General features: G+C 54.9%; 12 protein-coding genes. 6 read left to right on the top strand and 6 right to left on the bottom strand.

Annotated elements, in window-relative coordinates; translation table 11 throughout:
• Positions 1-32 precede the first annotated feature (32 nt).
• Both TREBR_RS02660 and hflX read right to left on the bottom strand, forming a co-directional pair.
• Positions 33-506, bottom strand: coding sequence for a flagellar basal body-associated FliL family protein (locus tag TREBR_RS02660; protein ID WP_013757683.1), 474 nt, complete (start codon positions 504-506; stop codon positions 33-35).
• Between the two features lie 27 nt (positions 507-533).
• Positions 534-1802, bottom strand: a complete 1269-nt coding sequence (gene hflX, locus TREBR_RS02655; protein ID WP_013757682.1) for a GTPase HflX — start codon at positions 1800-1802, stop codon at positions 534-536.
• Between the two features lie 76 nt (positions 1803-1878).
• On the opposite strand from hflX, the gene TREBR_RS02650 reads away from it, so the two are divergent.
• The 3 genes from TREBR_RS02650 (at position 1879) to TREBR_RS02640 (ending at position 5581) form a co-directional block, all read left to right on the top strand.
• The gene (locus tag TREBR_RS02650) at positions 1879-4653 is read left to right on the top strand and encodes a hypothetical protein (RefSeq protein WP_041610305.1); all 2775 of its coding nucleotides are present in this window, start codon (positions 1879-1881) and stop codon (positions 4651-4653) included.
• 138 nt (positions 4654-4791) lie between these two features.
• On the top strand, positions 4792-5199 hold the full coding sequence (locus TREBR_RS02645) for an acyl-CoA thioesterase (RefSeq protein ID WP_013757680.1): 408 nt from the start codon (positions 4792-4794) through the stop codon (positions 5197-5199).
• 19 nt (positions 5200-5218) lie between these two features.
• A complete protein-coding gene (locus TREBR_RS02640; RefSeq protein ID WP_013757679.1) occupies positions 5219-5581 on the top strand; it encodes a DUF1622 domain-containing protein in 363 nt (120 codons plus the stop codon).
• Between the two features lie 43 nt (positions 5582-5624).
• On the opposite strand, the gene TREBR_RS02635 is transcribed toward TREBR_RS02640, so the two are convergent.
• From TREBR_RS02635 to gdhA, 4 genes are all read right to left on the bottom strand, one after another.
• Complete coding sequence (locus TREBR_RS02635) at positions 5625-6410, bottom strand: histidinol-phosphatase (RefSeq protein WP_013757678.1); 786 nt, start codon at positions 6408-6410, stop codon at positions 5625-5627.
• 9 nt (positions 6411-6419) lie between these two features.
• On the bottom strand, positions 6420-7685 hold the full coding sequence (locus tag TREBR_RS02630; RefSeq protein ID WP_013757677.1) for an O-acetylhomoserine aminocarboxypropyltransferase/cysteine synthase family protein: 1266 nt from the start codon (positions 7683-7685) through the stop codon (positions 6420-6422).
• Between the two features lie 57 nt (positions 7686-7742).
• On the bottom strand, positions 7743-8756 hold the full coding sequence (locus tag TREBR_RS02625; RefSeq protein WP_013757676.1) for a methyl-accepting chemotaxis protein: 1014 nt from the start codon (positions 8754-8756) through the stop codon (positions 7743-7745).
• Positions 8757-8952: 196 nt separating this feature from the next.
• Positions 8953-10299, bottom strand: coding sequence for an NADP-specific glutamate dehydrogenase (gdhA, locus tag TREBR_RS02620; protein ID WP_013757675.1), 1347 nt, complete (start codon positions 10297-10299; stop codon positions 8953-8955).
• A gap of 181 nt (positions 10300-10480) precedes the next feature.
• Here gdhA and TREBR_RS02615 point away from each other — a divergent pair, with 181 nt between their 5' ends.
• From TREBR_RS02615 to TREBR_RS02605, 3 genes are read left to right on the top strand one after another with little or no spacing between them, the layout of a single operon-like run.
• Positions 10481-10873 (top strand): CidA/LrgA family protein, encoded by a 393-nt coding sequence (locus tag TREBR_RS02615; RefSeq protein ID WP_013757674.1) that lies wholly within the window; start codon positions 10481-10483, stop codon positions 10871-10873.
• Positions 10870-11577, top strand: coding sequence for an LrgB family protein (locus tag TREBR_RS02610; RefSeq protein ID WP_013757673.1), 708 nt, complete (start codon positions 10870-10872; stop codon positions 11575-11577). Before TREBR_RS02615 ends, TREBR_RS02610 begins: the two co-directional genes overlap by 4 nt.
• On the top strand, positions 11574-12719 hold the full coding sequence (locus TREBR_RS02605) for a DNA adenine methylase (RefSeq protein ID WP_013757672.1): 1146 nt from the start codon (positions 11574-11576) through the stop codon (positions 12717-12719). The genes TREBR_RS02610 and TREBR_RS02605 overlap by 4 nt, the downstream gene beginning before the upstream one ends.
• The last annotated feature ends 33 nt before the right edge of the window (positions 12720-12752 follow it).

The raw sequence follows: 12752 nt of genomic DNA, 5'->3' as shown, positions 1-12752 counted from the left end.
CGCAATCAAACTGCCGCAGTAAGCGAACCGCACTATTCTATGAACAGATACGTTTCAAAGTAGACGGCGTAAACGGAACCGAGCGTCAGTTCGCCGTTTATCGCAGACAAGAGATCCGCTTTTACGGCGGCTTCACCCGCCGTTCGCAGTTCGGAAACACTCCGGGACGCAAAATAGGCGATAATGAGACTGCGGATTTTGCGTTTCTTTCCGGCGAGTTCTTCAAAAAAGGCCGTATCGCCGTCTTCATATGAAAACCACGGTTCCACGACCACCGTCGCACCGCGGCCGTCCGCCGCGGCCGTACCGGTTCTGATCTGACCGATGTCGGTGTACGCGGCGAAGTTTTTTGCAAGCGACTGCGGCGAAGGATCAGCTTTGCGCAAATCCGCACCGGGCCGCGCGCTGCGTGAAACGAACACGGCGGCCGTACCGCAGACGATGGCGATTATAATGATAAAAATGATCGTATACAAAACGGTAAACCGGGAAGGAATTTTGTTCATGGCGACAGTGTAGCAGATACGGAACGTTTACTCAACTTCGTACGGCGCGAGCAGGGAAAGCAATTTGCCGGAAGCCGAACCGCCGATCCGGGCGGCAAACTCGATAAAGCCGTCCAGCCACTGCTCGTCCGCAATCGTGCCGCCTTTGCGTACCTGAGTCAGCAGTGCGTGCTGATCGAGCGGAATGCGGTAGCGGCGCTCCACGCCTGCGAGCGCGTTGCAGATACGGGGAATCAGCACGTCGAATCCCGCTTTAGTGTGCGCGCTGACTTCCACCGCATCCGAAAACTGCGCGCGGAGCGCGGGGCGGCGCACGTCGAATTCGGCGAGCTTGTCCGTTTTGTTCAGCACCGCGATACGCGGCTTTGAATCCGCGCCGATTTCTTCCAGAACCCGGCACACGGTGGCGTACTGCTCGGCGGCGGCGGGGTCGGCGGCGTCGATCACTACGACGAGCAGATCCGCGCGCACCGCTTCTTCAAGCGTAGATTTGAAGGCGTCTACCAGATTATGCGGCAGGTTGCTGATAAAGCCGACCGTGTCGGTCAAAAGCAGACTGGTACCGCCGGCAATCGAAAGACGCCGTGTCGTCGGGTCGAGCGTGGCGAACAATTTGTCTTCGGCAAGGACGGACGCACCGGTGAGCGCGTTGAGCAAACTCGATTTGCCGGCGTTCGTATAGCCGACAAGCGCGCACGACGGCAGCGGTACGCGGTCGCGCCGCCGCCGCTGCGTTTCGCGTTCCCGTACTACTTTGGTCAGTTCACGGCGAACCTGCGCAATCCGATCCTGAACGGTACGGCGGTCGAGTTCCAGCTTGGTTTCTCCCGCACCTTTGGAACCGTAACTGCCGCCGCGCTGCCGCGCCATGTCGCCGTAAGAATGGGCGAGCCGCGGTAAAGAATACGTCAATCGCGCAAGTTCGACTTGCAGAACGGCTTCTTTCGTGCGCGCACGCGCGGCGAATATGCGTAAAATCACTTCGTGCCGGTCAAAAACGGGAACACCCGCCAGCTTTTCCCAATTGCGCTGCCGCGTGGGAGAAATTTCAAAATCGAATATAATGCAGTCGGCTTCAAGCTCGGAAGCGAGATCCGCTATTTCCTGCGCTTTTCCGCTGCCGATGCCGAAACGGGCGACGCTGCCGTCGGGCTCGGCACGGGACAAAACGAGTACGCCGACCGTTTCCATGTCGAGCGTAGACACGAGTCCTTTGAGTTCCGCGGGCGACGTTCCCGCGGCGGCGACCAGATACGCTTTAATTTTTGCCGTTTGTTCGGCGTGAATATCGATCATTCACGAAGTGTAACACAAAACTCCATTTTTATCAAATTATATTAAAAACCTCTTGATTAACACGGACATTTTGCCGATGATTAAGAAACGATATATTTTAAAGTTTTCCGGAGGAAGCGTGTCTTCAAGCCAAAAAGCTGCCGTCAGTTTTTTATGTGCAATTCTCATTTTTGCGGCGTTCGCCGTGGCAGCTTTCGCAGGATTATTCTCTTTTATTGAAACCAAGTTCTATCAGCCGGTTTTAGTCAATTCCATTAACCGTAAACTCGACGGAATCGGCGCGAATTTGGACGAGTATATGGAAATACTTGAAAAGCGGTTCGCCGTTTTTACGACGGCGCCGGCCGTGGTGCAGTGCGTGCAGCCGGTTCAGACCGATTCCGATATCCGCAGCAGGGCGGAACTGGCGGGAACGCTGCTTTCCGAAACGCCGGGGCTCACCGGAATCAGACTGGTGGACGCGGCGGGGCGGCGGATCCACTACAGCACGTTCGAGTCGGACGTATACCGGCAGCGAAGCGATTCGGTTTCGTTCAATAATTACGGCGAAGACGCAATTCCGTATAATTTGATCGAAAACAGAAGCGATGTGCCCCGTTTTCTGTTCGACGCAGATTCCGGTATGATCGTTTTTTCGTTTGCGTTTTACGATTCATATCAAGCGTACCGGGGTTCGATGCTGTTTTACGTATTGGCGTCGGATTTCACACGGTTTTTATCCGTTCAGCATCAGATTTCGCTTTCGGATTCGGCGAGGCTGGTTGCACCGCCGCTTGCAGACGAACTGAGCGGAACCGGCGCACACGAACGGGGTTTCGTATTCGGTTTGCCGGTTTCCGCACAAAATATGATCACCGCTGAAATCGAAAAAAGCTGGCGGAACGGACGCTTCGGAACGGAACGGGTAGTTCAAACGCCGGCCGTCACCTGGGTGCTGCTGACCAGCACGCAATCGAAATACGGCTGCATCGCCTGGCTGTATCCGGAAGCGGTCTTTTTATTTTCGGATACGGTGAAAGCGGTGCTGCTGGTATGCGTGTTCATCACGCTCTTTTTGATCATTTTCCTGCTGTTCAATGTCAAGCACGACGATATGGTGGTCATCAGGGATCGGATCCGCCGGGTTCAGCTGGGGCTGATCAACGAATATCTGCAAAAGAAAGAAGAAGTCGATTGGAATAAAATAAGCGGAGAAATCACGTCCCGCCGGCACGAAATTTCGGCCGAAATCAAAAAGAGTCTGGGTAGCCGCGCGCGCCGCAACCGGGAAGCGGTGGACGCGCTGCTTGATAAAAGCTGGAACGAAATCATCGCAGCGCTGGGAACGTCCGAGCGAAACACGCAGTCTGCGCAGCCCGCGCTTCCCGCCGGCACAACTGCAGACGAATTGAAACAGATGCTTGAACAGATCATTTCAAGCGGAAACATAACAGTCAAAGTCGCACCCCCCGGAACACCGTCTTCCGGAACACTGCCTGCCGCGGCGGAATCGGAAAAAACGCAGCGCCGCCCCGTCGCAACCACGACCGAAGCCGAGGAGATCGAGGAAGCTGAGGAACTCGAAGACGCGGAAGAGATTGAAGACGTTGAAGAACTCGAAGACGTCGAAGAGCTTGAAGAAATTTCCGACGCGCCCCTCGAAAACGACGAAATAACAGATGAAGCCGAGGAACTCGAAGACGCGGAAGAGATTGAAGACGTCGAAGAACTCGAAGAAATTTCCGACGCGCCCCCTGAAAACAACGAAATAACAGATGAAGCCGAGGAACTCGAAGACGCGGAAGAGGTTGAAGACGTCGAAGAACTCGAAGAAATTTCCGACGCGCCCCCTGAAAACGGTGCAGACGAAGTTGACGGCAGCGTATCGATAGCCGAAAACGAAGCCGCGGCAGACCACGGAATGGAAGAAATAGATCCGGCCGAGTTCGGATTCACCGATACGGAACCGACAGCTGCCGAAGCAAACACCGAGGTGCCGGAAATCTCCGAACCGGCCGAAGCTGAACCAGCCGAAGCTGAACCGACAGCGGCAGCGGCAGATACCGAAGAAATCGACCTTGCCGAATTCGACCAAGCGGAACCGGCCGAATCTGCGAAGGAACTCTTTTCGGAACCGCTGACGCTCGGTATGCCGCAGCAGCCCACGTATTCGCACGACCGCGTGTTCGATCCGGCACCGTTCGTGGTCACGGAACCCGACTTCGGTATCGAACCGGCTGATATTCAGGACACTGCCGAATTCGAGAACTCTCCCGCCGCGGAAACGGACGAAGCCGAAGCCGCCGAAGCAAGCACCGAGGTGCCGGAAATCTCCGAACCGACCGAAGTTGAGTCGGCTGAAGTTGAACCGGCAGCCGCAGCGGCAGATACCGAAGAAATCGACCTTGCCGAATTCGACCAAGCGGAACCGGCCAAATCTGCGAAGGAACTCTTTTCGGAACCGCTGACGTTCGGTATGCCGCAGCAGCCCACGTATCCGCACGGCCGCGCGTTCGATCCGGCGCTATTCGAGGTCACGGACCCCGATTACGGTCCCACCGACGACAACGAACCGATTCCCGACGAACAAGAACCTGAAGACAACGTTCCGCTTGCCGAAGAAATTACCGGCGACGTTCCGTTCAGTTTCACTTTGTTTCCGCCCAAAACGGCAGAACCGGATTTTGCCGCCGAATTAACCGAAGCCGAATTAGCTGAAGCGGAACCGATTGAAACGGATCCGGCAGACGTTGAACCGGCAGACGCGATCATAGAGCGGGACGGTCTTTTTTCCATTGCAGGCCGGCTTGAAACGGCTGCGGTCAAACTCGATCCGGATTTCAAAAAACTGGTCGATTCCGTGTTGAAATAAATCCGCACTGCCGGCGGCCGCACTGTTGCTTTTCGCCGCACTGTTGCTTTTCGCTGCACTGTTGCTTTCCGCCGCGGGGCAAAAAGTGAACCGGCCGCGATACTAGTATTTTTCGCCGTTTCGGGCTATAATCGGAATATGAAACATATTGCAAAATTGGTTGTCCGTTCGTACGAATGCGATTCGTACGGTCACGTAAACAACGCCGTCTATTTGAATTATCTGGAATACGGCCGCATGGAGTTTCTGCACGCAGTGCGATTCGACTACAACGGAATCGTCGCCGCCGGATATTATCTGTACGTGACGCACGTCGATATTCACTATAAAGCGTCCGCGTTTCTTGACGACGAATTGTTCATTGAAGTCTATCCGTCCAAAATGAAAGCCGTTTCGGGAACGTTCCGTCAGACTATCCGCAAAGCGGACGGTACGGTGTGTGCCGAAGCGGACGTTACCTGGGCGTGCGTTACCACCGCCGGCCGGCCGGCAAAATTACCCGCCGAATTCATGGTGGAAGGTTTACAGCCCGACGCCTCCGCATAACGCGCAAAAAGGAGAAACGATGAGATTTTTGGAAGAACTTTCAACCATTATCAGTATCATCAGTATTTTCGTCGTCGTATACGGAACGCTGATCGCAACCGGTGCGTTTTTGAAAAACGAGTTCTTCAGACTGCGCGGAAAATACAATATCCAGCGGCTGCGCGTACTGCGCGCCGATCTGGGTACGTATTTGCTGCTCGGATTGGAACTGCTTATCGCCGCCGATATTTTGAAAACGATCGTCGAACCGGGCGTCCAGGAACTCGGCATTCTCGCCGGAGTCGTCGTTCTGCGGACGGTGCTGTCATTTTTCCTGAACAAGGAAATTCTTGAAATCGACCGCGAACGGCACGAACATCCCGAAATTTTCGAACAAATCTGAGCACGGGCGGGCCGCGTTATCGTGATGTGAGTATAGACCGCGTTTACCGTGATTCCGGAAAAATCGTTTCCAGCGGCGTAATACCGAACCGCGCGGCAAAATTCCGTGCGAGTACGGCGTTCGCGATTACATCCTGCGGCCGGTGCGCGTCTGCGTTGCAGACGACGGCGGCGTTCTTTTTTGCCGCAAGTTCCCAAAACTCATCCACCGGATAGGGATGGCGCAAACCGCGTTCACCTGCAACCATGCGGCGCGCGAGCCCCACGCCGTTCACTTCAAGCGGCAGTCCGCATGAGACGGCTGCGTCGATAAGTTCACTGAAATGGGATTCCAGTTCGGCATCCCAGCAGCGGCCGTCGGCCATAATCAGGTCGGGGTGCGCGAGAAACGAATACAAGCCCGTGCGCATTCCTTCAATAACGGTATCGAAATACTGCCGGATCAGCGCACGGTCGTGCACGTCCGGTATGTACAGCCGCTCGTTCCCCGCGCATACCCAATGCGCACCCAACACGAGGTAATCCGCACCGAAGCGGCCTTTCAATTCATCGGCATACCAGGACGCGTATTCCGCGTCGTATTCGCATTCAAATCCCAGATATACGGGAAAAGCGGCCGCGGCGTTACGTACGTCGGAAACGTACGTAACGGCTTCTTCCGGCGTCATGCGGATCCCCGGCCAGGTGTCGTTCCCGTCGCGCGGGTACGGACAGTGATCCGAAAATCCGAGCATATCGCATCCAGAGGCCTGCGCCGCGGCAACGTAATCGGAAACGGTACCTTCCGCGTGATGGCACAAAAACGTGTGAGTATGAAAATTAGTCAGCATACCGACAGTTTATACCTTTGCCAGCGCCTGTTCAATATCCGCGATAATATCTTCGACGTTTTCAAGTCCGCACGAAAACCGGATCATGCCGCCGTCGATGCCGGCCGCCGCCAGCTGTTCGTCGGTAAGCTGCCGGTGCGTCGCGGAAGCCGGATGCAGCACGCAAGTGCGAATATCGGCTACGTGCACGACGTTCGACGCCAGTTTAAGCGAATCCATAAAACGGATAGCCGCCGCGCGGCCGCCTTTTATCGAAATCGTGATGACGCCGCTGCAGCCGTCGCCCAGATATTTCTGTACGAGCGCGCGATCGCCGTTTTCGGGCAGCCCCGGATACGTTACCGCCGCAATTTTGTCGGAACATTTGAAATATTCGGCGACGATCGAAGCGTTCAGACAATAGCGCTTCATGCGCACCGCAAGCGTTTCGAGTCCCAGATTCAACAGGAACGCGGCGTGCGCCGACTGATAACAACCGAAGTCGCGCATCAGCTGCATACGGGCTTTGATGATATACGCCATATTGCCGAAATCGCGCGTGTACACGACGCCGTGATAACTTTCATCCGGCGTCGTAAATTCGGGAAACTTGCCGCTCGCCGCCCAATCGAAGGTGCCGCCGTCGACGATAACGCCGCCGACTTGCAGCGCGTGCCCGTCCATGTACTTGGTGGTGGAATGAATCACGATATCCGCACCCCACTCGAACGGCCGGCACAACACCGGCGTGGCGAACGTATTGTCTACGATAAGCGGCACTTTCTTTTCATGCGCGATCTTTGCAAACCGTTCGATATCGAAAACGCGCAGCGCGGGGTTCGCGATCGTTTCACCGAACACGGCTTTCGTATTCCGTTTGAACGCTTTTTTCAGCTGCGCGTCGGTCGCGTCCGGAGACACCCAAACGCATTCTATGCCGAATTTTTTCAGCGTAACGGAAAACAGATTGACCGTTCCGCCGTATATCGTGGAAACCGCAATAAAACTGTCTCCGGCTTTGCACACGTTCAAAACGGCGCACAGCGAAGCGGCCTGTCCGCTTGAAGTCAGCATCGCGCCGCTGCCGCCTTCAAGCGCCGCAATTTTCTTTTCAACGGCGTCGCACGTCGGATTGGCAAACCGGGAATACATGTATTCCGTCGGCATATCGAACAGTTGGGCGATATGCTCGGTCGAATCGAAACAATACGTCGTACTCTGCACGATCGGCACGACGCGCGGTTCGCCGTTTTTCGGCTCGTATCCTTCGTGCAGACACTGTGTTTCTATTTTCATCTCGTGCTCCTCCTGAAACGGGTCGCCGTACGGACGCGTCCGCCGGCGGCACTCCGTTTACTGATATATTTCCCGGACGATGACAGACCAGTCTTTTCCCCGATACGCGTTGTATCCCTGCGTACGGGCAAAACCGAACACGGCCAGTTTTCCGTCTTTTTGCGCGTCGATATCGTAGCCGTAATCGGTACCGTTTTGCAGCCGGGTCATAGCCGGCAGCGCCGACAGCGATTTGTTCAGGACATCGCCTTTATTTTTAGACGCAATAACCGTTCCCTGCTTGTTTACGACGTAAATTTCACCGTCGCGGCCGATCATGGCTTTATCCACTATATCGTAAATGAATTTCCAATTGAACCGAGTCGAAATGACGCCGAGCAGCTGCCCGCTGAGAGAACACACCGGACAACTGTACGCAACGGTCTGCGCGTTCAGCGTCGCCGAATGATACATATCGGTAACGTACACTTTGCCGCTTTCCACGGTACGCCGAAACCATTCCCGTTCCGAAACGTCGGTGCCTTCAAGCACGGACGTTACGCCGGTGCACACGACTTTTCCCGACAGATCGCACAGAACGATGTCCAGATACACTTCGTATATCTTCACCAGATTCGACAATATTTCACGCGCACTCTGCAGCGACGCGGCGGACGGTGATTCCAGCGCCGAAATTATTTTTCCGAAAGTTGCCCAGGCCTGCACGTCGCAATTGCGTTCAAACAGGTTACGGTCTATTTTATCGATGAGATCGAACGCCATATCCGCGGTGCGCACGCCGATAAGCTGCTGCATACCGCCTTCGATCGTATTAACTACGTCGCCGCACAGTTTGTTCGATTCGTCGCTTTTTTCCGAAAACTTTTTTATTTCACCGGCAATGATCCGGAATCCCCGCCCCGCCTGACCGGCGCGTGCCGCTTCTACGGACGAGTTGAAAGACAGCAGACGGATATTCTGCGACAACTGATAAATCGTATCGAGCGCCGCCCGCAGCGAACCGTAATTTTGAATGAGCGTCTGAAACAGCGCCGACATTTCCGTTTTTTTATTAGATGTTTTTAAAGCCATACGTTATTCTATCATTAAGGAATCGGACGTGTCAATTTTCAAAACGATTTAATTTTATTAAATGATACTGGCTGAATACCGTGGTACGCGACGGCACAATGCGGCGCGCGATGCACACCACGGCACGGCGCGTCGAAACGGAACGGAAAACGCCGGATAAGCGGCACGCTCACGCGGCGTTCCGTTCACCGTTTTATCAGACGATACCCTGAGCCAGCATCGCTTTCGCCACTTTCAGGAATCCGGCGATATTGGCGCCGGCAACGTAGTTGCCTGCCATACCGAACTGTTTGGCGGCCGCGTACGCGTTGTCATGAATGTTTTTCATGATGCCTTTAAGTTTTTCATCAACTTCTTCACGGCTCCAGGACAGGCGGATGGAGTTCTGGCTCATCTCGAGACCGGACGTCGCCACGCCGCCGGCGTTGGACGCTTTTCCGGGAGCGAACATGACGAGCGCTTTCTGGAACGCCGCTACGGCGTCGGGAGTAGACGGCATGTTGGCGCCTTCGGCAACCAGCTGAACGCCGTTTTTGATCAGCGCGTTCGCTTCGTCGCAATTCAATTCGTTCTGCGTCGCGCAGGGGAACGCGCAATCGCATTTTACCGACCAGGGGCGCGCGCCGGCCGTATATGTTGCCGAGGGATATTTGTCCGCGTATTCTTTGATGCGGCCGCGCTTTACGTTTTTAAGTTCCATGATGAACGCCAGTTTTTCCGCGGTGATTCCGTCCGGATCGTAAATGAAACCCGAAGAATCCGACATCGTTACCGGTTTGGCACCGAGCTGGATCAATTTTTCACAGCAGAACTGCGCGACGTTTCCGGAACCGGAGACGGCGCACACTTTGCCTTTCAGATCTTTGCCTTTGACGGCAAGCATGTTCTGCGCAAAATACACGCAGCCGTAACCGGTTGCTTCGGGGCGAATCAAAGAACCGCCGAACTGCAAACCTTTTCCGGTAAGGACGCCGGTAAATTCGTTGCGCAGACGTTTGTACTGACCGAACATGTAACCTACTTCGCGGCCGCCGACGCCGATGTCGCCCGCGGGAACGTCGGTATCCGCACCGATATGACGGCTCAATTCGGTCATGAACGACTGGCAGAAACGCATGACTTCGTTATCGGATTTTCCGTGAGGATCGAAATCGGAACCGCCCTTGCCGCCGCCCATCGGAAGCGTCGTCAGACTGTTCTTGAAAACCTGTTCAAATCCCAAGAATTTCAGGATGCCGAGGTTTACCGACGGATGAAAGCGGATACCGCCTTTGTACGGGCCGATGGCGCTGTTGAACTGAACGCGGAAACCGCGGTTAATCTGAACTTTACCGGAATCGTCGACCCAGGGAACACGGAACATGATTACCCGTTCCGGCTCGACGATGCGCTCGAGAATCGCGCCTTTTTCCAATTCCGGCATCGTATCCACGACCGGTTCCAGAGATTCCAAAACTTCCTGCACCGCCTGCAGGAATTCGGGTTCGGCGGCGTTTTTCGCCTGAACCTGTTCCCAGACACGTTTTACATACGCGTTTTTCATAATCAATACCCCCAGAAATCTTTACTACTACTATAAAGATTGCATTTGATATTAACACAAAAAAATGAATTTCTACAAGATACGGCCGGCCGGCCGCCCTTTTCACCGTTGCAACAAAACGCACAATATGGCATTATAAGCTCCGCATACCGTTATATGCGGTATAATCAAAGGTTCTGTTATGAAAATTTTATTGCAAATCGCGATCGTGTTCGCCCTGTGTCTTGCAGGCGAATGCATTTCGGCAGTACTGCCGTTCACGCTGCCGGGCAGCATCGTCAGTATGATCCTGCTGTTCATATTGCTGCTTGTGAAACTGCTCAAAGTACGCCACATCGAAACGAAAACGGCGTTTCTGCAGCAGAATATGGCGTTTTTCTTCGTACCGGCCAGCGTCAGCATACTTGAACACATACCGCTGCTGCGTTCGATTCTGCTCCCGTTCATACTGATATGCACCGTTTCCACGATTCTGACGTTCACCGCTACGGCCGCCGCCGTTTCGCTTTGTCTCCGGATCATGAACGCCGGCAACGAACGCCGGCAATCACCCGAAACGGAGGGAAAATCATGAAAGAGCTGCTTCGCACGATGTTCGACACGGCCGCCGCTTCGCCGTTTTTCGGCATAACGCTTTCCGTGTTTACGTACCAGATCGGTATCGTCGTACACAGAAAATGGAAATCGGCCCTGACCAGCCCGCTCATCGTTTCAAGCATTCTGTGCTGTCTGTTTTTATGGATTACGGGCATACCGTTCGGCGATTACAATCGCGGCGGCTATTTCATTTCGCTGTTTCTGGGCCCCGCGACCGCAGTTCTGGCAGTCGCCATGTATAATCAACTCGATACGCTCAAAAAAAACCTGATTCCGATCCTCGTCGGCACGGTGGTCGGTACCGCCGTCTCGACCGGCAGCATTCTGTTCATGTGCAGACTGTTCCGGCTCGACCGCGTCATCACCGCGTCGCTGCTGCCCAAATCGGTAACGACTCCCATCGCCCTCAGCCTGTCGGAGGCAACCGGCGGCATTGCGGGCGTAACGAGCGCCGCCGTCATTTTTACCGGAATATTGGGAACGATCATCGCCGAACCGCTGCTGAAACTGCTGCGCGTCAAAAATCCCGTCGCCGCGGGACTGGCGATCGGCGTCAGCAGCCACGCCATGGGAACGACGAAGGCGATAGAAATCGGAGAAACCGAAGGTTCCATAAGCGCGCTCGCCATCGGCTGCGCGGGGATTGCAACGGTCGTCATTTCCGCTATAATCAGCATATGAACGAAACTCCGACCGCCGCCGCAGATTCCGCGGATTCCGCAGAAAATCCCGCATATCTGAGCGAACAGCTCATCACCTACATCGGAAACAAACGCGCGCTGCTCGACTTTATCGGCAGCGGAGTGCAGCTCGTCCGTGAAAAACTGGGCGGGCGGAAACTCGACGTGTTCGACGTATTTTCGGGATCGGGAATCGTGTCGCGTTACTTGCGGCGATACGCGCGCCGCCTGCTCGTAAACGACCTTGAACCGTACGCGTTCGTCATAAACCGCTGCTATTCGGCTAACGGAAAAGACGCTGACACGGAACAGCTGCGTTCGCTTCACGCGGAACTCGTTTCGGAACTTGAAAGCGGACCGCTTTCCGCGGGGTTCGTTACCGAATTGTACGCACCGGCGGACGACGAAGCCGTGCGTACGGGAGAACGCTGTTTTTATACGGGACGAAACGCGCGGTTCATCGACACCGCGCGCGCCCTTATCGCGCGGAAAGTACCGCAAGACATGCAGCCGTTTCTGATAGCGCCGCTGCTTGCCGAAGCGTCCGTTCACGCGAACACTGCGGGTATTTTCAAAGGTTTTTACAAAAACGCGGACGGCACCGGTCAATTCGGCGGCGCGGGACGGAATGCCCTGCAGCGCATCTGCGGCGACATCACGCTGCCGTACCCGGTGTTCAGCAATTTTACGTGCGAAACGACGGTCTATTGCGGCGACGCGAACCGCATCGTCAAAGACGCGCCTGCAACCGACCTCGCGTATATCGACCCGCCGTACAATCAGCACCCGTACGGATCGAATTATTTCATGCTGAATCTGATCGCTTCCGGACAGAAGCCGGACGAGCGGACGATAAGCAAAGTGTCGGGCATTCCGGCCGGCTGGAACCGCTCGGCTTACAACCGGAAACGGCAAATCGCTGACGCGCTTGAAAACCTCGTCGCGAACGTGAACGCGCGCTTTTTGCTGATTTCGTTCAATTCCGAAGGCTTCCTTTCTCCCGACGCAATGACCGGACTGCTTTCCAAGCACGGCTCGGTCGTCAGATTGGAGCGGAATTACAACGCGTTCCGCGGTTCGCGGAATTTGGCAGCTCGCAGCACGCACGTAACCGAATATTTGTATCTGGTTGAAAAACGGTAAAATTTGAAAAGCGGCAAAAAAATCCTGAACGGG

This window comes from Treponema brennaborense DSM 12168 (assembly GCF_000212415.1).
In the GTDB taxonomy this organism is placed as follows: Bacteria; Spirochaetota; Spirochaetia; order Treponematales; family Treponemataceae; genus Treponema_F; species Treponema_F brennaborense.
Note: the sequence above shows the minus strand (reverse complement) of the source record. Positions and strands in the feature narration are given on the sequence as shown.